Below are 24,251 nucleotides of genomic sequence, written 5' to 3'. Positions count from 1 at the left end.
CACCGTGAGATGAAGATCAGGGGAGTCTAGGGGACCGACCCTGATGCCCGGGTGGGCCGGTCGTGTGACCATCGATGGCATGCCGGACGCCGCAGCAGTGCCCCTCACCGACCCGCGGCCGCCGCGCAAGCTCTACCGCAGCAGCGACGGACGCTGGCTCGGGGGCGTGGCGCGGGGGCTCGCCGGGCATCTCGGGCTGCCCGTGATCTGGGTGCGCCTGGTCTTCGTCGGCCTGATGATGGCGGACGGCCTGGGCGCGCTGCTGTACGCCGCGTTCTGGTTCTTCGTCCCGCTCGGTGTCGGCGGTGTCGACGACCGGCGACCCCCGTCCCTGGTCAGCACCGAGACCTCGCCCGACGGTCGCCGCAGACTGGTCGCCCGCAAGCCCGACCGCGGCCAGATCGTCGCGCTGCTCCTCATGGTCGTCGTCGCGCTGACGTTCGTGGGCAGCGTGAACCTGAGCAGCGGGGCCAAGGCGTATCTGATCCCGGCGGTCCTGGTCGCGGCGGGCGTCGCCCTGGTCTGGCGCCAGGCGGACAACGCACGGCGGGCCCGCTGGATGGAGGTCGGCAGCCGCCGGCGCACCCTCACCCTGCTGCGCGCCGCGGCCGGTGTCCTGCTGGTCACCGCCGGCGTCTCGGGCATCTTCGTGCTGCAGGGCTCCGCCGCCCACCTCGGCTCCGTCCTGCAGGCGGCGCTCGCGGTCCTCGTCGGCATAACCCTGCTCGCCGGGCCGTACCTCATCCGGATGACCCAGGACCTGTCCGAGGAGCGCCTGATGCGCATCCGAGCCCAGGAACGCGCGGAGGTCGCCGCCCACGTCCACGACTCGGTCCTGCACACCCTGACCCTGATCCAGCGCAATGCTGAGAACGCGAACGAGGTACGCCGTCTCGCCCGTGCCCAGGAGCGCGACCTGCGCGCCTGGCTCTACAAACCGGAGGGCACCGGCAAGGACGAGGACGAGGAGCCCGGCACCCTCGCGGAGGCGGTCCGGCGCAATGCGGCGGAGGTGGAGGACAAGCACGGCGTCCCCATCGAGGTCGTCATCGTCGGCGACTGCCCCCTCGACGAGCGGATCGGCGCACAGATGCAGGCCGCGCGCGAGGCAATGGTGAACGCCGCCAAGTACGGTGGCGAGGGCGGCGCCGTCCAGGTCTACGCCGAGGTCGAGGGCAGGACGGTCTTCGTGTCCGTCCGTGACCGCGGCCCCGGCTTCGACCCCGACACGATTCCCGCCGACCGTATGGGTGTCAGAGAATCGATCATCGGCCGCATGGAGCGCAACGGCGGGACGGCACGGCTGCGCGCGGTTCCGGGCGGCGGCACGGAGGTCGAGCTGGAGATGGAGAGGGCGGAGAAGACGTCATGAGCGACGCGAACGAGCCGGTCGGCCCGGTGGAGCCGGAGCGCGTGAGCGGGGGCGCGGGGGAGCGGCGCGTACGGGTCGTGCTCGTGGACGACCACCGTATGTTCCGTACAGGCGTCCAGGCCGAGATCGGGCAGACCGAGCGGACCGGGGTCGAGGTCGTCGGCGAGGCCGCGGACGTCGACCAGGCCGTATCGGTGATCACGACGACGCGGCCCGAGGTGGTCCTTCTCGACGTCCATCTGCCGGGCGGCGGCGGGGTGGAAGTGCTGCGCCGCTGCGCCCCGTTGATGGCCGACACCGAGCAGCCGGTCCGGTTCCTGGCGCTGTCCGTGTCGGACGCCGCCGAGGACGTGATCGGGGTGATCCGCGGCGGCGCCCGCGGCTATGTCACCAAGACCATCACCGGCTCGGACCTCGTCGACTCCATCTTCCGGGTACAGGACGGCGACGCGGTGTTCTCGCCGCGCCTGGCCGGCTTCGTCCTCGACGCCTTCGCCTCGACCGACGCCCCGCCGGTCGACGAGGACCTCGACCGCCTCACCCAGCGTGAGCGCGAGGTCCTGCGCCTCATCGCACGCGGTTATGCGTACAAGGAGATAGCCAAGCAGCTGTTCATCTCGGTGAAGACGGTCGAGTCCCATGTCTCGGCGGTCCTGCGCAAGCTCCAGCTGTCGAACCGCCATGAGCTGACCCGCTGGGCGACGGCCCGCCGCCTGGTGTGACAGGGCCTGGTGTGACAGGCCCTCACCGGGCCTGCCGTCCCAGCTCCGGGAGAGGGCGGGTCATGTCACCCGCGTGGCCCCCGCGAAGGGCATCTCGTCGATCGGCGCCAGTCGTACCGGCGCCGACGGATTCGGCGCGTGGATCATCTGGCCGTTCCCCACATAGAGCCCCACATGGCTGATCCCGGAGTAGAAGAACACCAGGTCACCGGGGAGGAGTTCGGAGCGCGAGACGCGGCGGCCCGCGTCGATCTGGGCGTATGTGGTCCGGGGGAGCGAGATGCCCGCCGAGCGGTACGCGGCCTGCACCAGGCCTGAGCAGTCGAAGGCGTCCGGGCCGGTGGCACCCCAGACGTAGGGGCTGCCGAGCTTGCCGTACACGTACGCCACCGCGGCCGCCGCCCGGGTGTTGGGCGCCTCCGCGGTCGCCGCCGAGGCCGATACCGGGCCCAGTCCCCGTACCGCGTCCCGTGACGCCCGTCCGGCGCCCCCGTCCGCCGCAAGTTGCGCCCGCTGCCCCGCGGTGAGCCGGGACAGCAACTGCCGTGCCTCGCCCAGCTTCTCGTTGATCGTCCGTTTCTGCCGCTGCAGTTCCGCCTGCTGGGACTTCAGGGAGGCGAGTTCCACGCGTGCCGCCCCGCGCAGCCGCTCGATCTCCCGCAGCTGGCTGCGAACGCGTGTCACGGCCGTCGCCTGCCGGCCGTCGATCCGCTCGGCGAACGCGGCGTTGTCGAGGTACCGCCCGGGATCCGAGGAGAGCAGGAGCTGCACCGAGGGGTCCATGCCCCCGTTGCGGTACTGGGCCGCCGCGGCCGAACCCAGCGCCTCGCGCGCCGAGTTGAGCCGGTCCGTGCGGCGGGCCGCTTCGTCCCGCAGCGCGTCGACCCGCGCCTTGGCCTTGTCCGCCTGCTCCTTCGCACCGTCGTACTTCTCGGTCGCGGCTTCCGCCTCCCGGTACAGCCGGTCCATCTCGGCCTTGACCTGTGCCGGTGAGAGCCGCGGCTCGGCATGCCCCGTTCCGTCGAAGCCGGTCGCGGACGCCGCTCCCGCGAGGGCGATCGTGGCGGCGGTCCGGGCCGTGTTGCCTCCGAGCGAACGCTGTCTGGGCTTGCGGTGCGCTGCCACCTGGGACGTCACGTCCTTTCGTACGACCGCCGGGGCCACGGGCGGTCTCACGCGTCCGGCGGCGGCCCGCACAGGGGGAACGGGCCGCCGCCGGACCTTCTCGGCGGTGGTGTCCGACGGCCGCCCCTGGCCCGGGCGGCGTTGGGGAGCCGGTCACCTGGGGGAGGACGCTAAACCTCACCGTGATGGCACTGTGACGCAAAGTACGGAACTGGCGCGAGCGGACTACCTGGTGACCTTATGTGACCGTGATCCCGTCCTGGGCTCGCTGATTTCACGCTGTGTGATGACCGATGCGGCCGTTCCGGGGGCGCGAGGGGTCGCGGAGTGCTATAGGGCGCATATATGCGGGCCCTGGGCGTCCGTAACGGGCGCCGGTGCATCCGGAGGGCCGGTGTCGAGTGGACCGCGCGCCCCTCATTAGGCTCCGGCCCCATGGACGTACTCATCCATCTCTTCGTCGGCCTGCACATCATCGGGATCGCCGCGCTGCTCGGCGGCTTCCTCACCCAGATGAAGGCGATGGGCCAGGGCACGGCCCGCTTCGTGCCCGGAATGCTGCACGGCGCGCTGACCATGCTGGTCACGGGCGTCGTTCTGGTGGGCCTCAATCAGGCGGACCACCACTCGGTCAACACGATCAAGATCGGCATCAAGCTGGCTCTGCTGATCGTGATCCTCGGCCTGGTCTACGTCAAGCGCGACGAGGAGACGGTCGAGAAGCCCCTCTTCGGCCTCGTCGGCGCGCTGACCATGGCGAACATCTTCATCGCGGTGCTCTGGACCTGACGGTTCCCAGGGCGGACCGGACGGCCGAGGCGAGGACCGCGCACCAGACGGCCACCGCGATCCACAGCAGTACCCGGCCGAGTCCGCTCGGCCAGTGCACTTCGAGAGCGGCGGCGACGGACAGTGCCGCCACGGCGGTCATCCCCATGGGGAAGACGGTCGCCCAGCGCCGTACGTCGTAACCGAGCCGCGGCCGGAGCATCTCGGCCGCCGCCAGTACGCAGTAACAGGAGCAGGCGAGCACGAGGAGGCCGACGGTGACGGCCCGCAGGGTGTCGTTGTCGTCGTTGTTCCAGAGATACAGGCCACTTTGCGCCGCGGCGACGAGCCGTGCCCCCGCCACCGCGGAGATGGCGAGTGCGCCGGCCGCGATCCAGTGGTCCCCCGCGCCGGTCAGCACCTGCCGCGGGTCGAAGCGCCACAGCCCGGCCAGGTAGAGCACGAGCCCGAGCCAGAAGAACACCAGCGCCGCGTGCGCGAGCCACGCAACCCCCTCGGCCCCGGCGAGCACCGCGGCGAGCACCGCGATCCCCTCCGTCGCCACGGACCCGAGGAACACCACCCCCGGCATACGGCGCTCCCAGTGCCACATCACCGGGAGGATCAGGCCCGCCCACAGCACGAAGGCCAGCGCGAGGAGCGCCTCGGCGAGCTGCTGCCAGCCCAGGTCGGCCACCGCCGCGCCCAACACGGCCGTCGCCGCGACCGGGGTGAGCGCGACCGGCGAGCGCGCCTCGGCCGCCCACCGCTCGCGCTCCCGCGGCAGCCGTACGGCGAAGTCCGCGGCGAGCCCGAGCCATGAGATGCCGGTCAGCACCAGGGCGATGCGGGAGAGGGCCTCGTACCCGGGCAGATGCAGCCCGACCGACAGGATGCCGGTCGCCATGACGGCGGCCCCGGTGGCGGGCGGACGCTGCGCCCACCGGATACGGAGCGCGGAGGTGCCTGACATGCGCCCGATGCTAGGGACGCGTACGCGGGTTGCGTACGGGGCACGCGCGCGCGGAGACGGAAAACACCCCACGCGCGCGGAGACGGCAAACAACCCCCCGCGCGCGGAGACGGCAAACAACCCCCACGCGTGCGGGGCGTACGAAAACGCCCACGCGCGCGTGGGGCACGAAAACGGGAGCCGAGGCCTCAGGCCGGCCGCACCACGCTGTGGATGATCGACGCGCCGCCGTAGTAGATCGACTCCTCGCGGACGTACGCGCCCGGCTTCGGTGCGTGGATCATCATGCCGTTGCCGATGTAGATGCCGACGTGGCTGATGTCGTCGTAGAAGAAGATCAGATCACCGGGCTGCGCATCGGTGAGCGAGACCGTCGTGCCGGCGTTCACCTGGTCGTACGTGGTGCGCGGCAGCGTCACCCCGGCGGCGCTCCAGGCTGCCTGGGTCAGGCCCGAGCAGTCGTACGAGCCGGGCCCGGTGGCGCCCCACACGTACGGCTTGCCTATCTGCGCGCGGGCGAACGCAAGGACCTTCGCGGCCTTGGTCGCGTAGGAGGAGTCCGTGCCGGTGGAGGTGCCCGATGAGCCCGAGGAACTCGACGAGCCGGACGAACCGGAGGATCCGGAGGAACTCGACGAGCCGGACGTGGTGCCCGAGGACGACTTCTGCTGCGCCGCCTGCCGCCGTGCCAGCTCCGCGGCCTGGCGCTGGGCCTCCTCCTGCTTCTGCTTCTCGATCGCGGCGAGCCGCGCCTTCTGCTCCGCGGTCAGCTGGGAGAGCAGCTGCCGCGCCTCGCTCAGTTTCTGCTGGACGTCCGCCTTGCTCGACTTGAGCGTTTCCTGCGACTTGGTGAGCGACTGCAGGCTCCGGCTGGCCTCCTGCCGCTTCTTCATCGTCGAGGCCTGCGCGGTGATGTACTGGTCGACCGCTTCCTTCTGACGGCTGGTCAGCCGGCTCATCAGCTGGGTCTGGTCGAAGTAGTCCTGGGGCGTGTCGGCCAGCAGGAAGGTGGCCGTGTCGGGGGCCGCGGCCCCGGTTCGGTACTGCGCCGCTGCGAACGTGCCCAGCTCGTCCCGTGCCTCGTTGAGCTTCTGGGTGCGCTTGGCGACGTCGTCGAGGAGCGTGTCGACGTGCTTGCGCTCCGTGGCCGTCTTCTCCGTCGCCGCGTCGTATCTTTCGGTGGCCGACTCCGCCTGGCGGTAGAGGTCGTTGACCTTCTTCTCGACCTCCTCGATGCTCGGCTTGTTGTCGGCGGAGGGCGCGGCGTTGGCGGTCTGGGAGAGCAGGGCCACGGAGGTGAGGGCGGCCGTCGCGAGGGCGGGGGTCCGTATGCCTGCGATGCGCGTGCCGGAGGGACGCGGCTTGCGGTGCGGCGCCATTGAGAGGCGACTCCTTCCGTAATCCGCCTACCGAGTTAGCTGTCGGGTTCGGGCGGGTGGTTCCGGAAGGTGTGCCCTACGGCCGTGCCCCGAAGGGCAGTTGGCCGATTCACCCCAAGGTCGGTGGGTCCCCGGCTCCGGCTGCCGCGGGGGCGCACCGGACTCGGCGGAGGCCCCGCGACCCGGCGACCTTCGCCGGTGGTTGTCGTGCGGCCTGCCGGGCACGCTAGCCAACTGGTGTGGCCCGTGTGAAGGTTGATGTGCGATATGCCCGATACATTTTCGTGACCTTGACCTTGAGGTGTGCCGCCCATGGTCAATGCGGAGGTATCTGTGGCGGGTTGGTCGATTTTTTCCTCCGGAGTCGGGATTTCCGTGGAGTATGAGACTTCTCCGGAGTCGGAATTCCAGTGGAGCCGGGATTCCTTCGGGGCTCCGACGTGGGCGTATGTCCCGTACGGTCGATTGCCGAACGTGGTCGGACCGACCCGGAAAGTAACAGTAATCAAGCGGTCAATTCCGGAGGAGCGCCCGGCCGGAGACCGATCCCGGGGACGGATTGCCGGGGCGGCGGCCGGTTGTCGGTGGGGCGGCCTAGACTCGGAGAGCGATGAGCAGCCTCTTTGACGACAGCTTCCTGGCGGACCTCAAGGCCAATCCGGCCCACGAGGAGGAGCCCCCGCCACCCGAGGACGATCACGCACCGGAGTCGGTTCCGGACGATCTGTTCGACGGGAAGTTCGACATGCCGCCGGACCGGGACGCTTACTACCGCGACGGCGCGCCCCGCCCGGTCATCGACCCGCAGGCGCTGCTCCAGGGGCTGAACGAGAACCAGCGCGCGGCCGTCGTGCACGCCGGCTCCCCCCTGCTCATCGTGGCCGGCGCCGGCTCCGGCAAGACCCGAGTGCTCACCCACCGCATCGCGTATCTGCTGGCCGAGCGGGGCGTGCACCCGGGACAGATCCTTGCGATCACCTTCACCAACAAGGCCGCGGGCGAGATGAAGGAGCGCGTCGAGCATCTCGTCGGCCCGCGCGCGAACGCGATGTGGGTGATGACCTTCCACAGCGCGTGCGTCCGCATCCTGCGGCGCGAGTCGAAGAAGCTCGGCTTCACATCCTCCTTCTCGATCTACGACGCCGCCGACAGCAAGCGGCTGATGGCGCTGGTCTGCCGCGATCTGGACCTCGACCCCAAGCGCTTCCCGCCGAAGTCCTTCAGCGCCAAGATCTCCAACCTGAAGAACGAGCTGATCGACGAGGAGGACTTCGCCGCCCAGGCCGCCGACAGCTTCGAGAAGACCCTCGCTCAGGCGTACGCGCTCTACCAGTCGCGGCTCCGCGAGGCGAACGCGCTCGACTTCGACGACCTGATCATGACGACGGTCAACCTGCTCCGCGCCTTCCCGGACGTCGCCGAGCACTACCGCCGCCGCTTCCGCCACGTCCTCGTGGACGAGTACCAGGACACGAACCACGCCCAGTACGCCCTCGTACGGGAACTCGTCGGCAGCTCCGAACATCCCGTGGACGTACCGCCGAGCGAGTACGACCTGCGGCCGGCCGAACTGTGCGTCGTCGGTGACGCCGACCAGTCGATCTACGCCTTCCGTGGCGCGACCATCCGCAACATCCTCCAGTTCGAGGAGGACTACCCGGACGCCACGACGATCCTCCTGGAGCAGAACTACCGCTCCACGCAGACGATCCTGAGCGCAGCCAACGCGGTCATCGAGCGCAACGAGTCCCGCCGCCCCAAGAACCTGTGGACGAACGCGGGCGCGGGCGCGCGGATCACCGGCTATGTCGCCGACACCGAGCACGACGAGGCGCAGTTCGTCGCCGACGAGATCGACCGCCTCACCGACAAGGCCGAGGCGAAGGCGGGCGACGTCGCCGTCTTCTACCGGACCAACGCCCAGTCCCGTGTCTTCGAAGAGGTCTTCATCCGCGTCGGCCTGCCCTACAAGGTCGTCGGCGGCGTCCGCTTCTACGAGCGCAAGGAGGTCAGGGACGTCCTCGCCTATCTGCGGGTGCTGGCGAACCCGGAGGACTCCGTGCCGCTGCGGCGGATCCTGAACGTGCCGAAGCGGGGGATCGGCGAGCGCGCCGAGGCGATGATCGACGCCCTTTCCCAGCGGGAGAAGATCAGCTTCTCGCAGGCGCTGCGCCGCGTGGACGAGGCATACGGCATGGCGGCCCGCTCGACGAACGCGGTCAAGAAGTTCAACGCGCTGATGGAGGACCTGCGGACGATCGTGGAGTCGGGAGCCGGCCCGGCCACGGTCCTGGAAGCGGTCCTCGAACGCACCGGTTATCTGGCCGAACTGCAGGCCTCGACCGACCCCCAGGACGAGACCCGCATCGAGAACCTCCAGGAACTCGCGGCCGTGGCCCTCGAATTCGAGCAGGAGCGCGGCGAGGGCGGAGCGACATCAGGGGCTGCCGCCCCGGGGAGCACGCTGGCCGACTTCCTGGAGCAGGTCGCTCTGGTCGCCGACTCCGACCAGATCCCGGACGAGGAAGAGGGCGACGGCGTCATCACGCTGATGACCCTGCACACCGCCAAGGGCCTGGAGTTCCCGGTGGTCTTCCTGACCGGCATGGAGGACGGTGTCTTCCCGCACATGCGCGCCCTCGGCCAGACCAAGGAACTGGAGGAGGAGCGGCGCCTGGCATACGTCGGCATCACACGCGCAAGGGAGCGGCTGTACCTCACCCGGTCGGCCATGCGCAGCGCCTGGGGCCAGCCCTCGTACAACCCGCCCTCGCGCTTCCTGGAGGAGATCCCGGACCAGCACGTGGAGTGGAAGCGCACGGGCGCCTCCTCCGCCCCCGTGTCATCGGGTCCGGTCTCGGGTGTGGCGGCCTCACTGTCGTCGTCCCGGTCGAGGTCCTCGGCCGCGGGCGCGTCCGGCTTCGCCACGCGCCGGGGCGGTGCGACGGAGAAGCCGGTGATCGCCCTGGCGATCGGCGACCGTGTCACACACGACCAGTTCGGTCTGGGCACGGTGGTCGGTGTGAAGGGAACGGGCATGAACGCGGAGGCGACGATCGACTTCGGGGACGCGAAGCCGAAGCGGCTGCTGCTGCGCTATGCGCCGGTGGAGAAGCTGTAGTCAGCACAGCTGAGCCCCCGCCGAACGGCGGGGGCTCACGCAGGAGTCAGTTGATCAGGTCGGATCCAGTCCGTGGCTCCGCAGCCAGGGCAGCGGGTCTATCGCGGCGCCTCCGCCTGGCCGCACCTCGAAGTGCAGATGCGGACCGGTCGAGTTGCCCGAATTGCCGGAGTACGCGATCGGCTGGCCGGCCTTGACCGTCGTACCGGAGGGCACGCGGTAGCTGGAGAGGTGGCAGTACCACGTCTGCGTGCCGTCCTTCGCGGTCACGATCATCATGTTGCCGTACGCGCTGTTCCACTTGGTCTGCACGGTGCCGTCGGTCGCGGCCATCACCGTCGTCCCGTACGACACCGGGAAGTCGATGCCGGTGTGCACGGACATCCAGTTGACGCCGGCCTGGCCGAAGTAGGCGCTGAGCCCCCTCTGTGTGACCGGCAGTACGAACTTGGGGCGAAGCCGTTCCCTGAGGGCCGCCTCCGCCGCCGCCTTCTTCTTGTCGGCCTCCTGCTGGGCCTTGAGGTCGATACGTTCCTGCGTGCGGCTCGCCCGGTCCGCGAAGTCGTTCGCGCCCGCGGAGAGGCTCTCGAGCTGGGAGTCCAGCTTGTTGTTCACGGTGGACGGTTCCACCGGAGCCGCGTCGGGCGTGCTGGCCGTCGTGTCCTTGCTGTCGTTTCCGACCATGCCGACGGACGCGGCGGCGATCCCGGTGACCCCCATCACACACACCGACGGTACGGCGACCGTCAGCAGCGCGGAACGCTTCGCCGGGGTGCGGCGGCGGGACCGGTTCGCGGTGCGGCACGCGGTACGCGAGGCCGGGAGGGGGGTGATCTCCTCCTGGTCTTCGAGCAGCGGGGCGTCACCGGAGGTCCCGGGAGCGTGTTCCAACTCGGCGTCGTCGATGGCGTCTTGCTCGTACGGGAGCTGCTCGAAGGATTCCGCCGTTTCGAAGAGGGCGGTTTCCTGCTGGTCGAAGGACTCCGGGACGACCTGCTCGAACGTAGCCATCGCGGTCGCCGTGTCCGTCGCCACGGCCTGGTGATCGTGTATCCCGTGCTCGGGGGCGCCGTCCGAGTTCCACTGCGTGGCGTCGTACGCGCCCGTGTCGAAGCTTTGCGTGCCCCATTCCCACTGCTGGGTCGGGTCCGCAGCCTGGCCCGCCTCGAGCCAGGCGTGCGCGTCCCACTGGCCGGTGCCCTCGGGAGCGGTGGCCTGCGCGGGGATACCGGCGAGCTGCTGATAACCGGCCGCCCAGGCGGTGGTGTCATGGGCGCCGGTGTCGAACGCCGCATAGTGCTGGGCGGCGTACGCGTCGTAGTTCAGCGTCTGGTGCGTGCCCGCGCCGAGGGTCGTGTGGCTGCCGGTGGACCACTGGGTGGTGTCGTACGAGCCGGTCGAGCCGTCGACGGGCAGGTTGCCGAAGAGGGGGTCGGCCGCGAAGGTCGTGGTCGCCCGGCCGCTGTCGCCGTAGAGGGTGGCGGGGTCGGCGTACGTCGTGAACTCACCGTACTGACCTCCCTGCTGGCCATACGGCGCGTAGTGCGCCGAGTCGGCATCGGAGGCCGGAGCCGGGGGAGTTGCGGTCCCCGACGGGTGACGGTCGTTCACCAACTTCTCTTTCGCCTCGACAACAGGGGCTGGCAGAGCAGTGCGGCGACTGTACCCGGCGGTAGGCGGGCGCGACAATCTTCGGCAGGTTTCCGGCAGGCAGGAAACGGGCATTCGGCTGTGTTTCGGCAGGCTCCGGCGAGGCTTTGGCTCTGCGTTCGATGAATGTTCGATAGCCGATGGGTGTCCGGGAGCCGGCGGACGGCTTGATCGGAGGCGAGTGGGCGTCGTCCCGGGGCCCGTGACGGCCGGGGTGTGCTGCCCGCCGTGCCCGGGCGGGCGCGCGCCGATGCTCAGGCCACGGTCAGTCCGTCGCTGTGGGCGGCGGTGGTGCCCGGCTGCTCGAGGTCGAGTGCCTGCCGTATACCGGCCGCGACCGCGGGGTGCACCGGCAGGGCGAGGTGGCCGATGCCGGTCACCCGGACGTTCTGTGCCACCAGGTCCGGGTGGTCCACGCAGGCCGTCTCCAGCGGGTCCATCAGCGGATCCAGATCGCTCCAGAAGCTCACGAAGTGTGTACGGCAGCCAGGGGCGGGCGCGCGCAGCTCCTCGATCAATGCGGAGCCCGGACGCATCTGGCGGACGATCGGGTGCGCGTTTGCGAGCGGTGCGACACGGGTGCCGGAGTGAGGCGTGCCCAGCGTGACGAGCGTACGGACGTGCAGGTCTCCACCGAGGCACTGCACGTAGTACCGCGCGATCAGTCCGCCCAGGCTGTGTCCGACGATGTCCACCTGCGGCTGCCCGGTGCGCTCGCAGATCTCCTCGATGTGGCGACCCAGCAGCTGGGCTGCGGTACGTATGTCACATGTCAACGGAGAGTAATTGAGTGATTCGATGTGCTGCCTGCCGTGCTGCGCGAGGTTGCGGCGCAGGAGGACGAAGACCGAGCGGTTGTCGATGAACCCGTGGAGCAGGATGACCGGGGGTTTGGCCTCGGTGGGCAGCGGTGCGGCGTCCGGCGGGGGGAGGAGCGGGGCGGAATGCCGCTCCTGGATGATTCCCGAGGGGTAGAGGAGCAGATGCCCGGCGAGGATCGCGAGCTCCAGGGCGGTCGCCTTCAGGAGGGCGATGGAGAGTCCGGCCAGCCTGGTCGGGAACAGGCGCTGGCAGAGCGGAAGCAAGGGCTGCACTGCCCCGGTGACCTTCATGGCCGACCTCCCGTCGGCGCACGCGAGGACGCCTCTGTCCCCCGTGTGCCCTCGTGGAAAGCCGTGGCGGCGGTGGCCTGAGGGGCAGGTGCCGCGGGTACGGCCGTGCCGCGGATGCGGCATACGAAGCGCCGGTGGCGCGACGGGCGACTTGTCGTCGTAATGACGTTACCCCGCCGTGCGGCCTGGCGCTGTGTCCCGTCCTCCTTGTACGGTTCCGGCTCGCTCCCCGCTTTCGTGCCCTTGCATTCCTTTCGCCGAGGAGGCCCACCACCACGGCGCCCCGCTGGCGATGCGGTGGTGCGGCCGCCTCGTGGCGGCTCTCCTTGCGCGCGATCCCCTCGGTCCACGGCGCGCGAGCCGCTGGTTCTGCGGCCCGTGTGCCGCGGGGAGAGAGGACCCCACGCGGCGAATGTGTCCCATCGTGTGATTTCCCCCTCGGTCTGCACCGTGAAACTGCCGGTTGCGGGATGCTGGCGATAACGTTCGTTCACTTCCCGGGTCGGTGCGGCGCGGGGCGCCGGTGCCGTGGGGCGTTGCGATGCGCGTGGCCTGCGCGGACTGTGCTGCCGTTGCGGTCCGTGTGTCCACTGGTGCGGACTGTGCCGATGGTGCGGTTCGTGTCTGCCGGTGCGGTGATGTGGCGGCGGGGCAGTACATCGGTACAGGGTGTGGAGTAGTCGCTTCATGGAGGCAGTGATGGGTGTGGCAGCCGGTCCGATCCGCGTGGTGGTGGCCAAGCCGGGGCTCGACGGCCACGATCGGGGGGCCAAGGTGATCGCGCGGGCGCTGCGCGATGCGGGTATGGAGGTCATCTACACCGGCCTCCACCAGACGCCCGAGCAGATCGTCGACACGGCGATCCAGGAGGACGCCGGCGCGATCGGACTGTCGATCCTGTCCGGCGCGCACAACACGCTGTTCGCCGCGGTGATCGATCTGCTGAAGCAGCGGGACGCGGAGGACATCCTGGTCTTCGGCGGCGGGATCATCCCCGAGGCGGACATTCCCCCGCTGAAGGAGAAGGGCGTCGCGGAGATCTTCACGCCCGGCGCCACGACCGCGGCGATCGTGGACTGGGTACGGGCGAACGTACGGCAGCCGGCAGAGGCGTAGAGCCGCTGCCGGGGGACCCGGGGCACAGCCCCGGGGCGGGAGGGCAGGGGCGGCGGGGGCGGAACAAGCCCCCGGCCCCTGGTCCCCTGCGGCCTGCCCGCACCCGCCTCACGGCTCCCCCATTTCCTCTCGCATCGTCGCGCGCAGGCGCAGCGTCGTCGTCAGACGCTGGAACGCCTCCGCCCAGTAACTGCCAGCCCCCGGCGAAGAGTCCTCGGTCTCGTCGGGTATTGCCGTCAGCGTGTCGAGGCGGCTTGCCTCCGCGGGATCGAGGCAGCGTTCCGCCAGGCCCATCACCCCGCTGAAGCTCCACGGGTAACTTCCCGCGTCCCGGGCGATGTTGAGCGCGTCCACGACCGCCCGTCCCAGTGGAGCCGCCCACGGGACCGCGCACACCCCGAGAAGCTGGAACGCCTCCGACAGTCCGTGCCTGGCGATGAACCCCGCGACCCAGTCGGCCCGTTCCTCAGCGCCCAGCGTCGACAGCAGCTTGGCCCGCTCGGCCAGGGACACCGCCCCCGGCCCCCCGGCCTCCGGCGCCGAGGGCGGTCCGAGCAGGGCCCGGGACCAGCCGGGGTCCCGCTGCCGTACCGCCGCCCGGCACCATGCCCCGTGCAACTCGCCCCGCCAGTCGTCCGCCACCGGCAGCGCGACGATCTCCTCGGGCGTACGCCCCCCGAGCCGGGCCTGCCATGAGCCGAGCGGTGCCGCCTCCACCAGCTGGCCCAGCCACCAGGACCGTTCGCCGCGCCCGGCCGGAGGGTTCGGCACCACCCCGTCGCGCTCCATGCCCGGGTCGCACTCATGCGGCGCCTCGACCACGAGGGCCGGACCCCCCTGTGTGAAGTCGACCGCCACACAGGCCGCCGCCCGCACCGCCATCCGGCCGGCCAACGCCGAACCCGGCAGCGCCGACAGCAATTCCGCCGCCGTCGCCCGCACATTGCGGCTCCGGTCGGAGAGAGCCTGCTCCAGGAACGGCTCGTCCGCCGGCTCCAGCCCTGTGCGGAGCGAGTCGAGGAACATCAGACGGTCCTCCGCCCGCTCCGTCGCCCAGGTGGTGGCCAGCAGTTCGCGGGCGACGGCAGGCTGTCGTGCGCGGAGCGCGGTGAGCAGGGCCACCCGTTCCGCGAACAGACCTTCCTGCCACAGGCGTTGGATGCGGTCCGTCTCCTCCGGGAGCGGCAGCTCGGAGCCGCCGCCGGGCGCGGAGCGCAGCGCGAAGCGCCAGTCCGGGTTCAGCCGGGCCAGCCACAGGGCGCGCGGGCCGGCGAAGGCCAGCGCCGCCGGCCGCAGATCCGTACGGCCGCGGGCGGCGTCCAGGAGCGCTGGCAGCGCTTCCGGTGGCGGCGCGAAGCCGCGTTCGTTGGCCAGGGCCAGCCACTGCGGCAGCAGCTCCATGAGGTCCGGGGCCGCCCCCCGGCGGCCACCGGCGCCCGTGCCGGGGCGGTCGGACAGCAGCATGGCCAGTCTGCGGGCCGCCGCGGGCGGCAGCAGTGGGCGTGGGTCCGCCGCCGCGGGTTCCGGCCGGGCCCCCGCCGGTGAGGGGCGCAGTCCGGCTCTGCGGCGCACGGTCTCCACGGCGGCCAGGTCCAGCAGCGCCGTCGGCGCCTGTCGGCCGGGCGGCAGCCAGGGCGGCGTCCGCCGGTCGGTGCCCAGCAGGGCCACGGTCACGAGCTCCTCCCAGGGCACGGCGGAGGGTGTGTCCGGCGGGGCGGGCGTCGCACTCATGTCAGTCCCTTCCAGGTCGGTGCGGAGCTGCTCGGGGGTGTCGTCAGCACAGCGGGACCGCCTCTCCCGAGCCCTCCGGCCAGGCGGTGAGCGGAGTGAAGCCGCGGTGGCCGCACTCTCCGAAGACCGTGACCGGGGCGCCGCCGGAGAGGGCGACCAGGCGCCACAGGCCGGGGCGGGTGCCCGCCGGCGGCGTGAGTGGCAGGGCCGTGCCCGCGTCCGCGTCCGCCAGCTGCCAGGAGTCCTCGACCGGAGTTGGTATGACCCGGCTCAGCGTCACCGGGAAGGACTCCAGCCACGGGTCGGCCCGCAGCGCCTCCCCGTAGCGCGCCGCCGCCTGTGGTGTGGTCACACCCGGCGGTCGTACCGCTGCCGGCGCGGGAGGCGTGAACTGCTCGCCGAGCGCGGCCCGCAGCTGCCCAGCCCCCGGATACGCGGACACCTCCGCCTCGAAGGCCAGGCCCACCGGCAGCGCCAGCTCCGGTGCGCGCCCGGGCGGCGCGTACGACACCAGCAGCACGGTGCGGTCGGACTCCGCCCCGTACAGCCAGATCCGGCGCGTGGTGAGCCGGCTGTCCGAGGTGTCGTACTGCGCCAGGACCAGCCAGCGGTCGCGGACCGGTGGCCCGTCGGGCGAGCCCGGCAGGCCGACCCGCGAACGGACCGTCGCCGCCAGCCCCTCCGGCAGCCGCTCGCGGCGCAGCCAGCCCTGGTCGAGCAGATGCAGCAGCGCGCTCTCCTCCAGCAGACGCACCGGCCAGCCCGGTCCGGACGCGGGGACCGCCCCCAACTCCCGCACCCGCGCGGCCAGTCCCGGAGCCTGCGCGTCGACCATGCGAGCCGCCGTCTCCTCCCACAGCCCGTACCCCTCCTGTTCGGCCGAGGCCAGGCCGCCGCGCAGCAGGTCGGTCAGCCGCTGCTCCAGCTCCGTCGCCCCCGCCGTGATCCGCTCGGCCCGGCGCTCCGCCCTGCGCCGGGCCCCCTCCGGATCAGCGGACCCGGCGGTGTGCGATCCGCCCGGCGTCCGCTTCTCCTGCGCGCGCTCTCGGCGCCCCTTGATCCACTGCTCGGCCCAGTCCGGCGCCCGACCCGGCGGCACCGAGCCGTCCCCGCCCGCCCAGAGCAGCAGCAGTCCCAGCGCGTGCTTGCACGGGAACTTGCGGCTCGGGCAACTGCACCTGTACGCCGGCCCCGCCGCGTCCGCGATGTCGATGACCGTCTGATACGGCTTGCTGCCGCTGCCCTTGCACAGCCCCCACACCGTCCCCTCGTCAGAACTGCCCGCCTCCGACCACGGCCCGGCCGCGCCGAGTTTGCTTCCCGCTTTGCGTGACGCGGCGTCAGGCGCAAGTGCCAGCACCTGGTCCGCAGTCCAGCGCACCCCCTGCTCAGTCATGTCGTCGACGGTAGGTCCCGGCACTGACAATCGACCGCTGCGAGAGCGTTTGTGCAGGTCACAACGCATTGTCAGTGGCGTGGTGCACGGTTGGTGACAGATCCGAACCGGCCGAGCTGGAGGGGGAAGAGGCCATGTCTGTGTCCGTAGATCCGAAGTCCGTGGAACCGAGCCCGAGCGAGTCCGCGCCCGCGAACGGGGGCGGGGGAGGGGGAGCGGGGGCCGAGGCGCTGCGACCGCACGCCGAGGACGCCTTCGCGGCCGAACTCGCCGCGCTGGGCGCGCAGGACGACCGGCCCCGCCCGGCCCGCTGGAAGCTGTCGCCGTGGGCCGTGGCCACATATCTGCTGGGCGGCACGCTGCCGGACGGCACGGTGATCACCCCGAAGTACGTGGGCCCGCGCCGCATCGTCGAGGTCGCCGTCACCACACTGGCCACCGACCGCGCCCTGCTCCTGCTGGGTGTGCCCGGCACGGCGAAGACCTGGGTGTCCGAGCATCTGGCGGCGGCCATCAGCGGCGACTCGACCCTGCTCGTACAGGGCACCGCCGGCACCCCGGAGGAGGCGATCCGCTACGGCTGGAACTACGCGCAACTGCTCGCGCACGGCCCCAGCCGCGACGCACTGGTGCCCAGCCCCGTCATGCGGGCCATGGCCGATGGGATGATCGCGCGCGTCGAGGAACTGACGCGTATCCCGGCAGATGTACAGGACACACTGATCACGATCCTGTCGGAGAAGACCCTGCCGATACCAGAGCTGGGGCAGGAGGCGCAGGCCGTCCGCGGCTTCAACCTGATTGCGACGGCCAACGACCGCGACCGCGGGGTCAACGACCTGTCGAGTGCGCTGCGCCGCCGTTTCAACACGGTGGTGCTGCCGCTCCCGGAGAGCGCCGACGCAGAGGTCGAGATCGTCTCCCGCCGGGTCGACCAGATCGGCCGCTCGCTTGATCTGCCCACCGTGCCCGACGGCATCGACGAGATCCGCCGTGTCGTCACGGTCTTCAGCGAACTGCGCAGCGGCGTCACGGCGGACGGCCGTACGAAGCTGAAGTCGCCCAGCGGCACGCTGTCCACCGCGGAGGCGATCTCCGTCGTCACCAACGGGCTCGCGCTTGCAGCCCACTTCGGCGACGGCGTATTGCGCGCGAGCGATGTCGCCGCGGGCATCCTCGGCGCCGTCGTCCGCGACCCGGCGGCCGACCGCGTCGTCTGGCAGGAGTACCTGGAGGCCGTGGTCCGCGAGCGCGACGGCTGGACGGACTTCTACCGCGCGTGCCGGGAGGTGAGCGCATGAACGACTCCGACTCCGACTCCACGTGGAACTTCCTGAACGGGGCGAGCGGTCCGGCGGAGAGGGGGATCGTGTGACGGGCATGGACAGGCCGCCGGGCGCTCCGGCCGGCGAGGGCCCGCTGCTGCTCGGGGTGCGGCATCACGGGCCGGGGTCCGCGCGGGCCGTGCGGGCCGCGCTGGAGGCGGCGCGACCGCGGGCCGTGCTGATCGAGGGGCCCCCGGAGGCGGACGCCCTGATCCCGCTCGCGGCGGACGAGGAGATGCGGCCGCCGGTGGCGCTGCTCGCGCACGCGGTGGACGAGCCCGGACGGTCGGCGTTCTGGCCGCTGGCCGAGTTCTCCCCGGAGTGGGTGGCGATCCGCTGGGCCCTGGAGCAGGGCGTTCCGGCTCGGTTCATCGATCTGCCGGCCACGCACACGTTGGCGTGGGACAAGGAGGAGCCGACGGCGTTGCCGGGCGACGAGGAGGACGAGCAGAAGAAAGCGGGGGAGCGCGAGCAGGAGAAAGAGGGGAAGGGCGAGCAGGAGAAGGCGGGGAAGGGCGAGCAGGAGAAAGCGGACGCGTCCACGCCCGCCACCCAGGACATCATCCGCGTCGACCCCCTCGCCGTACTCGCCGAGGCCGCCGGGTACGACGATCCGGAGCGGTGGTGGGAGGACGTCGTCGAGCACCGGGGCGTGGGGAAGGGCGACGCGCTCGCGCCGTTCGCCGTGCTCGGGGAGGCCATGGCGGCGCTGCGGGAGACATACGGCACCGGGGGACACGAGCGGGACCTCGTGCGGGAGGCGTACATGCGGCTCCAAGTGCGCGCGGTCCAGCGGGAGTTCGGCGACGACGTGGCCGTGGTGTGCGGGGCCTGGCATGTGCCGGCGCTGCGGCAGAGGACCTCCGTCGCCGCCGACCGCGCCCTGCTGAAGGGGCTGCCCAAGGTGAAGACGGACATGACCTGGGTGCCCTGGACCCACCGCAGGCTGTCCCGGGCCAGCGGTTACGGCGCGGGGATCGACTCGCCCGGCTGGTACGGCCATCTGTTCGGCGCCCCCGACCGGCCCGTCGAGCGGTGGCTGACCAAGGTGGCCGGGCTGCTCCGTGAGGAGGACCGGATCGTGTCGTCCGCACACGTCATCGAGGCGGTGCGGCTCGCGGAGACGCTCGCGGCGATGCGCGGGCGCCCGCTGCCGGGGCTGGCCGAGACGACCGACGCGGTGCGGGCGGTGATGTGTGAGGGCTCGGACGTGCCGCTGGCACTGGTCCACGACCGGCTCGTGGTGGGGGATGTCCTCGGGGAGGTGCCGGCCTCGGCCCCCGCCGTCCCCCTCCAGCGCGACCTCGCCCGGCTCCAGAAGCGGCTGCGGCTCAAACCTGAGCCGCTGGAGCGGGAGCTGGATCTGGACCTGCGCAAGGACGCCGACGCCGAGCGCAGCCGGTTGCTCCACCGGCTGCGGATCCTCGGCATCGGCTGGGGCGAGCCGGCGGCATCGCGCGGCAGCACGGGGACGTTCCGGGAGACGTGGCGGCTGCGCTGGGAGCCGGAGCTCGCGGTGCGGGTCGCCGAAGCCGGGGTGTGGGGGACGACCGTGCTCGCCGCCGCGACCGCCAGGGCCGAGGCGGACGCGATCGCCGCGCAGACGCTCGCCGATGTCACGGCGCTCGCCGAGCGGTGTCTGCTGGCCGAGTTGCCGGACGCGCTGCCCGCGGTGATGCGGGTCCTCGCCGACCGCGCGGCCCTCGACGCTGACGTCGGCCATCTTGCCCAGGCCCTGCCCGCCCTGGTCCGCTCCCTGCGCTATGGAGACGTGCGCGCCACGGACACCCGGGCCCTGGCGGGTGTCGCGGCGGGCCTCGCCGAGCGTGTGTTCGTCGGGCTGCCACCGGCGTGCGCGTCGCTCGACGCGGAGGCGGCCGAGGCGATGCGGCGCCATGTGGACGCGGTGCACGGGGCGGTGGGGCTGCTCGGCGAAGGGACAGGAGCGGCCGAGGGGGACCTGCGCGGGAGGTGGCGTTCCGTCCTGCGGGTGCTGTCCGGGCGGGACACCGTTCCCGGGGTCATCCGCGGGCGTGCCGTGCGACTGCTCCTGGACGAGGGCGAGTTGACTCAGGACGAGGCCGCGCGGCTCATGGGACTCGTGCTGTCGCCGGGAACGGCTCCCGCGGACGCGGCCGCATGGATCGAGGGGTTCGTCGGGGGCGGCTCCGGCGGCGGGATGCTGCTCGTGCACGACGAGCGGCTGCTCGGCCTGGTGGACGCATGGCTGACCGGGGTACCGGCGGAGGCGTTCACCGATGTACTGCCGCTGCTGCGGCGCACGTTCTCGGCGTACGAACCGGGGGTGCGGCGCACGCTCGGCGAGCTGGTGCGACGCGGGCCGGGCGCGCGGGGGAGCGCGGTGCCCGCCGGTGCCGGCATGCCGGGGTTCGCGTCCGACCTCGACGCCGGGCGGGCGGACGCGGTGGTCCCGGTGCTGCGACTGCTGCTCGGCCTGGACGAATCCGACAGCAGCGAAGTCAACGACCTTGTGGGGGTGGCCCAATGAGCACACACACGAACGACCGCGGGGACACCAGGCCCTCGGACGGCCGGACGACGGGAGCCGATGAGCGGTTGCGGCGATGGCGGCTCGTGCTCGGGGGAGACACGGCGGACGGCACAGGGTACGGGCTCACCGGGCAGGACGCGGCGATGGACGGGGCGCTGACCGCGCTGTACGGGAAGGGGGACAAACCCCAGCAGGGGCGGGACCGTTCGGCGGGGCTCGGGGCGTCCGCGCCGTCCGTCGCCCGCTGGCTCGGGGACATCCGGACGTACTTCCCCTCGTCCGTCGTCCAGGTCATGCAGCGCGACGCCATCGACCGGCTCGGGCTGTCCACGCTCCTCCTCGAACCGGAGATGCTGGAGGCCGTCGAGGCGGATGTGCACCTGGTGGGCACGCTGCTCTCGCTGAACAAGGCGATGCCGGAGACCACCAAGGAGACGGCACGGGCGGTGGTGCGCAAGGTAGTCGAGGACCTGGAGAACCGGCTCGCCACCCGCACCAGGGCCACGCTCACCGGTGCCCTCGACCGCAGCGCCCGTGTCAGCCGGCCCCGTCACCACGACATCGACTGGAACCGCACGATCGCGGCCAACCTCAAGCACTACCTGCCGGAGTACCGCACGATCGTGCCGGAGCGGCTGATCGGGTACGGGCGGGCGTCCCAGTCGGTGAAGAAGGAAGTGGTCCTCTGCATCGACCAGTCGGGGTCGATGGCGGCGTCGGTGGTGTACGCGTCCGTGTTCGGGGCGGTCCTCGCGTCCATGCGGTCCATCGCCACCCGGCTCGTCGTGTTCGACACGGCCGTCGTGGACCTCACCGATCAGCTCGACGACCCGGTCGACGTCCTCTTCGGCACCCAGCTCGGCGGCGGTACGGACATCAACAGGGCACTGGCGTACTGCCAGTCGCAGATCACGCGGCCCACGGAGACGGTCGTGGTGCTCATCAGCGACCTGTACGAAGGGGGGATCCGGGACGAGATGCTCAAACGGGTGGCGGTGATGAAGGCTTCAGGGGTGCAGTTCGTGGCGCTGCTCGCACTGTCCGACGAAGGGGCGCCCGCGTACGAGCGCGAACACGCGGCGGCGCTCGCGGCGCTGGGCGCACCGGCGTTCGCCTGCACACCCGACCTGTTCCCGGAGGTGATGGCGGCGGCGATCGAGAAACGGCCGCTGCCGATACCGGAGACGGTGTGATGCCGGTGGCGGGGGCCCTCCCGGCTCCTCGCCAAAACGGACACTGCGGAATGCAGTGAGGAAACCGGATATGACTACCCATCGGTAACAGGGGGCTTGCGCAACCTCGGGCGTTCCGTGCGAGGATCGACGGCGCTTCGCCATCGACGGTGCGCCGTGTCCGCCCCGCACCTCTCAGTTCCGCCGCACGGAGGCTCTCCCCGTCTTGACCCTGCCAGCCGCACTGCCCTTCACGGGTGCCGCACTGCGCGCGATGCGTACGGCGGCCGGGCGGCGTGCGCTGCATCTGGCACTGCTGGTGGGCGGATTGTTCGCGCTGGGGCTCCTCTGCGGGGAACAGGCACAGGCGGCGGACGGAACGCCCGCGGCCTCGACGGCCCCGGCCGCTCCCGGCGCCACGGCCGGTGCCGTGCGGCCGGTGGGGGAAGCGGTTCACCGCATCGAAGGGACCGTCAGCAGCGCGGCCGGGCAGGCCTTGCAGAGTGCTGCACCCCAAGCCACGGCACACGGGGTGCGCCCGTCGGCTCCCGTCGGGCCTCCGGCTCACCGCAAGCTCCCTGCGCCGTCCTCCGGCCGACACGCCGCGGCCCTTTCCGGGGCCCTCGGCGCCCCCGCGGCCCCTGCTGCCCCCGTCACCTCCGTGACCGGGACGGTCCCCGCCCTCTCCGACACCGTCCGCAAGGTCGTGCGCCCCGTCGCCGACGGTCTCGTACGGCCGGTCGGCGAAAGGGTCGACCGGCCCATCGGGGGTCTGGTGCAGACGGTGACCGAGGGCCTTGCGGATCCGTCGGCGCAGTGGCCGTCGCTGCCGTCCCTGCCCTGCCTCCCGGGGCTTGCCGGTGTGCCGGGGCTTCCCGGCCTGCCGACGTCCCCGGTGCACACCGTGCCCGCACCGTCGGCGCCGCAGCAGCCGGGCGCCGGGACCGAACGACAGGGCACGGTGGAACAGCGGGAGACCGCTGCCTACGGGCCGCTGCTCACCGGGGCGGCCGGGGCGACGGCGGAGGAGTACGCGCACCGCGCCTCCCACCTCGTACCGACCGCGCAGCCGCCCCGGCATGAGGCGCCGGACGGTGACCCGACCGGCGTGTTCGGCGGGCAGCCTGCCACCGACGGCGGTTCGCCGGGGCACGGCGACGGGCATGCCGTCGCGTCGAACCACCGGGCGCCGCTGCGGCTCGTGCCCGGCGCCACCGCGGTCGTCACCGTGGACGGGACCCGGGACCGGCACCGGGACATCCCCGAGTTCCCCGGCTAGGGCAGCACCTCCTCCCCGCGAGACCTGCCGCGCGGGGGCGGAACAGGTCTGCCCGCCGTCCGGACACCCCTCCGACCCCCGGACGGAAAGCCACCGGACCCCGAGCCGTCGCTGCCGGACCGCATCCGTGGCCGCCGGTCCCACCCCCGGACCGCCCATGGATCCGTCGGCCCCACACCGACACCGGCCAACACCGCGACAGGCCCCGGCACCGGTACGTCCCGAACTCCCGGAATCCCGAAGGATCTGACGCACGCATGAACAAGAACATCCGCCGCTCCATCGTCATAGCCGCCGGTGTCACCGGCGCATGGGCGCTCGGCTCGACCATCGCCAGCGCGGACGAGCTGCCGGCCTCCACCATGTCCACGCCCGACGTCGGCATCGGCGTCCCGGACACGGTCGGCGCGGTCGCCGGCACCGTCGACGGCGTCGTCGCCGGCGTGCAGGGCACCGTCTCCGGTGTCACCCACGGCACGGCCGTGAACGACGCGGCCTCGACGGTGACGGACACCGCCGCCGAGGCACAGTCCACCGTCACGGGCGCCACGAGCACCCCGGCCGCCGCCGAGGCCAAGGCCGGGACCCAGGTGAAGAAGGCGGTGCCCTCCACCGACCAGGCCCGCCAGTACGTGGACGCCAAGGTGCGCGTCTCGCACCTGTCGCAGGTGAAGGGCGCCGCACACACCGTCGCGTCCAAGGCCGCCCCGGTCGCGGATCATGCCAAGGGCGCGGCCACGGCAGCCGTCTCCGACGCGGCCAACCCGCAGCAGGAGATCGACTACCTCTTCGGCCCCCTGTCGGCCTTCGCCCCCGAGCTGGAACAGGCGCTCGCGGCCGCACAGACCAAGCTCCAGGGCGTGCAGAACGCCGCGCGCACCAAGGCGCAGGGCCTCGACGGCATGGTCCGTACGAAGGTGCAGAGCACGGTCGCGGGCGCCGGCCGCACCGCGGCGGGTGCACAGGGCGCCGCGCAGCAGGACCTCGCGGGGGCACAGGGCCGGGCCGCCGGTGCGGTCGCCACCGCGCAGGGGAAGGCCGGTGAGGTGACGGACGCCGCCGACGCCAGTGTCGCAGCGGTGCCGGGCCACATCACGGGCGTTGTCAGGGGCGTGAAGCAGCAGGTCGTCGGCACGGTCGGCAGCGTGCCCGGCACCGTCACGCCGGTCGTCGCCGAGACGGCCGCCGCCGTCCTCCCGCCGGTCGCCGGGACGGTCGTCGACGGCGTGCAGCCGGTCGCGGGGCACGCCGTCGGCAACGCGAGCGACCTGGCGTACGGGGTCGTGGCGGATGTCCAGCCGCTCGCCCAGCACGCGGCGGGCAACGCGTCCACGCCGGCGTACGGCGCCGTTGCCGACGCGCACCCGCTGGCGTACGGCGTGGCCGGCGAGGTGACCGGCGTCCAGGCCGTTTCCGGGGTGCCGGCGGTCGGGAGGGCCGCCGTCCTGGGGGTCGTGCCGGTGGCCGGGCTGGCCGGCGCGGCGGCGTCGCTGGTGTC

General features: G+C 72.0%; 17 protein-coding genes and 1 riboswitch. Of the genes, 10 read left to right on the top strand and 7 right to left on the bottom strand.

The window, feature by feature from the left end; genetic code table 11:
• Positions 1–43 precede the first annotated feature (43 nt).
• A complete protein-coding gene (locus ABT186_RS35935; RefSeq protein ID WP_351225961.1) occupies positions 44–1,372 on the top strand; it encodes an ATP-binding protein in 1,329 nt (442 codons plus the stop codon).
• Positions 1,369–2,094, top strand: a complete 726-nt coding sequence (locus ABT186_RS35930; protein WP_351225959.1) for a LuxR C-terminal-related transcriptional regulator — start codon at positions 1,369–1,371, stop codon at positions 2,092–2,094. Before ABT186_RS35935 ends, ABT186_RS35930 begins: the two co-directional genes overlap by 4 nt.
• A gap of 60 nt (positions 2,095–2,154) precedes the next feature.
• Here ABT186_RS35930 and ABT186_RS35925 read toward each other — a convergent pair whose 3' ends face one another.
• Positions 2,155–3,219: a C40 family peptidase gene (locus ABT186_RS35925; RefSeq protein WP_351225983.1), complete on the bottom strand. Its 1,065-nt coding sequence runs from the start codon at positions 3,217–3,219 to the stop codon at positions 2,155–2,157.
• Between the two features lie 435 nt (positions 3,220–3,654).
• Between ABT186_RS35925 and ABT186_RS35920 the strand changes: the two genes are divergently transcribed.
• Entirely contained in the window at positions 3,655–4,008 is a 354-nt protein-coding gene (locus tag ABT186_RS35920) for a hypothetical protein (protein ID WP_351225957.1), read from the top strand.
• Here the strand turns inward: ABT186_RS35920 and ABT186_RS35915 are convergent.
• Together ABT186_RS35915 and ABT186_RS35910 are read right to left on the bottom strand one after the other, a co-directional pair.
• Positions 3,986–4,960 carry a tellurite resistance/C4-dicarboxylate transporter family protein gene (locus ABT186_RS35915; RefSeq protein ID WP_351928639.1) on the bottom strand — a complete coding sequence of 325 codons (975 nt, stop codon included), beginning with the start codon at positions 4,958–4,960 and terminating at the stop codon, positions 3,986–3,988. The genes ABT186_RS35920 and ABT186_RS35915 overlap by 23 nt on opposite strands.
• 188 nt (positions 4,961–5,148) lie before the next feature.
• Positions 5,149–6,339, bottom strand: a complete 1,191-nt coding sequence (locus ABT186_RS35910) for a C40 family peptidase (RefSeq protein ID WP_351928637.1) — start codon at positions 6,337–6,339, stop codon at positions 5,149–5,151.
• Between the two features lie 9 nt (positions 6,340–6,348).
• Positions 6,349–6,518: riboswitch (cyclic di-AMP (ydaO/yuaA leader) on the bottom strand.
• A 431-nt stretch (positions 6,519–6,949) separates the two neighbouring features.
• On the opposite strand from ABT186_RS35910, the gene pcrA reads away from it, so the two are divergent.
• Entirely contained in the window at positions 6,950–9,460 is a 2,511-nt protein-coding gene (gene pcrA / locus ABT186_RS35905; RefSeq protein ID WP_351225951.1) for a DNA helicase PcrA, read from the top strand.
• A 54-nt stretch (positions 9,461–9,514) separates the two neighbouring features.
• On the opposite strand, the gene ABT186_RS35900 is transcribed toward pcrA, so the two are convergent.
• Positions 9,515–11,071: a M23 family metallopeptidase gene (locus ABT186_RS35900; protein ID WP_351928635.1), complete on the bottom strand. Its 1,557-nt coding sequence runs from the start codon at positions 11,069–11,071 to the stop codon at positions 9,515–9,517.
• A gap of 293 nt (positions 11,072–11,364) precedes the next feature.
• A complete protein-coding gene (locus tag ABT186_RS35895) occupies positions 11,365–12,222 on the bottom strand; it encodes a lipase family alpha/beta hydrolase (protein WP_351225947.1) in 858 nt (285 codons plus the stop codon).
• 699 nt (positions 12,223–12,921) lie between these two features.
• On the opposite strand from ABT186_RS35895, the gene icmB reads away from it, so the two are divergent.
• Positions 12,922–13,338, top strand: a complete 417-nt coding sequence (icmB, locus tag ABT186_RS35890; protein WP_351225945.1) for a coenzyme B12-dependent isobutyryl CoA mutase small subunit — start codon at positions 12,922–12,924, stop codon at positions 13,336–13,338.
• 108 nt (positions 13,339–13,446) lie between these two features.
• Here icmB and ABT186_RS35885 read toward each other — a convergent pair whose 3' ends face one another.
• Positions 13,447–15,069, bottom strand: coding sequence for a DUF5691 domain-containing protein (locus tag ABT186_RS35885; protein WP_351928633.1), 1,623 nt, complete (start codon positions 15,067–15,069; stop codon positions 13,447–13,449).
• A gap of 43 nt (positions 15,070–15,112) precedes the next feature.
• Positions 15,113–16,465 carry an SWIM zinc finger family protein gene (locus ABT186_RS35880; RefSeq protein ID WP_351928631.1) on the bottom strand — a complete coding sequence of 451 codons (1,353 nt, stop codon included), beginning with the start codon at positions 16,463–16,465 and terminating at the stop codon, positions 15,113–15,115.
• A gap of 134 nt (positions 16,466–16,599) precedes the next feature.
• On the opposite strand from ABT186_RS35880, the gene ABT186_RS35875 reads away from it, so the two are divergent.
• From ABT186_RS35875 to ABT186_RS35855, 5 genes are all read left to right on the top strand, one after another.
• A complete protein-coding gene (locus ABT186_RS35875) occupies positions 16,600–17,766 on the top strand; it encodes an ATP-binding protein (protein ID WP_351928629.1) in 1,167 nt (388 codons plus the stop codon).
• A 79-nt stretch (positions 17,767–17,845) separates the two neighbouring features.
• Positions 17,846–20,299, top strand: coding sequence for a DUF5682 family protein (locus tag ABT186_RS35870; RefSeq protein ID WP_351928673.1), 2,454 nt, complete (start codon positions 17,846–17,848; stop codon positions 20,297–20,299).
• Positions 20,296–21,495, top strand: a complete 1,200-nt coding sequence (locus tag ABT186_RS35865) for a VWA domain-containing protein (RefSeq protein WP_351928627.1) — start codon at positions 20,296–20,298, stop codon at positions 21,493–21,495. The genes ABT186_RS35870 and ABT186_RS35865 overlap by 4 nt, the downstream gene beginning before the upstream one ends.
• Positions 21,496–21,700: 205 nt before the next feature.
• Positions 21,701–22,753, top strand: a complete 1,053-nt coding sequence (locus tag ABT186_RS35860; protein ID WP_351928625.1) for a hypothetical protein — start codon at positions 21,701–21,703, stop codon at positions 22,751–22,753.
• A 257-nt stretch (positions 22,754–23,010) separates the two neighbouring features.
• Positions 23,011–24,251: hypothetical protein (locus ABT186_RS35855; RefSeq protein WP_351928623.1), on the top strand; the 1,241-nt coding region annotated here is incomplete at its 3' end.

This window comes from Streptomyces sp. NPDC001634 (assembly GCF_040298185.1).
GTDB lineage: Bacteria > Actinomycetota > Actinomycetes > Streptomycetales > Streptomycetaceae > Streptomyces.
This window is presented reverse-complemented; position numbering and strand designations above follow the sequence as displayed.

Coding starts and splice junctions, on each gene's coding strand:
- ABT186_RS35875 (WP_351928629.1), top strand. CDS start 16,600: ATGTCTGTGTCCGTAGATCCGAAGTCCGTGGAACCGAGCCCGAGCGAG.
- ABT186_RS35870 (WP_351928673.1), top strand. CDS start 17,846: ATGGACAGGCCGCCGGGCGCTCCGGCCGGCGAGGGCCCGCTGCTGCTC.
- ABT186_RS35880 (WP_351928631.1), bottom strand. CDS start 16,465: ATGACTGAGCAGGGGGTGCGCTGGACTGCGGACCAGGTGCTGGCACTT.
- ABT186_RS35920 (WP_351225957.1), top strand. CDS start 3,655: ATGGACGTACTCATCCATCTCTTCGTCGGCCTGCACATCATCGGGATC.
- ABT186_RS35935 (WP_351225961.1), top strand. CDS start 44: ATGCCCGGGTGGGCCGGTCGTGTGACCATCGATGGCATGCCGGACGCC.
- ABT186_RS35930 (WP_351225959.1), top strand. CDS start 1,369: ATGAGCGACGCGAACGAGCCGGTCGGCCCGGTGGAGCCGGAGCGCGTG.
- ABT186_RS35885 (WP_351928633.1), bottom strand. CDS start 15,069: ATGAGTGCGACGCCCGCCCCGCCGGACACACCCTCCGCCGTGCCCTGG.
- icmB (WP_351225945.1), top strand. CDS start 12,922: ATGGGTGTGGCAGCCGGTCCGATCCGCGTGGTGGTGGCCAAGCCGGGG.
- ABT186_RS35895 (WP_351225947.1), bottom strand. CDS start 12,222: ATGAAGGTCACCGGGGCAGTGCAGCCCTTGCTTCCGCTCTGCCAGCGC.
- ABT186_RS35910 (WP_351928637.1), bottom strand. CDS start 6,339: ATGGCGCCGCACCGCAAGCCGCGTCCCTCCGGCACGCGCATCGCAGGC.
- pcrA (WP_351225951.1), top strand. CDS start 6,950: ATGAGCAGCCTCTTTGACGACAGCTTCCTGGCGGACCTCAAGGCCAAT.
- ABT186_RS35865 (WP_351928627.1), top strand. CDS start 20,296: ATGAGCACACACACGAACGACCGCGGGGACACCAGGCCCTCGGACGGC.
- ABT186_RS35915 (WP_351928639.1), bottom strand. CDS start 4,960: ATGTCAGGCACCTCCGCGCTCCGTATCCGGTGGGCGCAGCGTCCGCCC.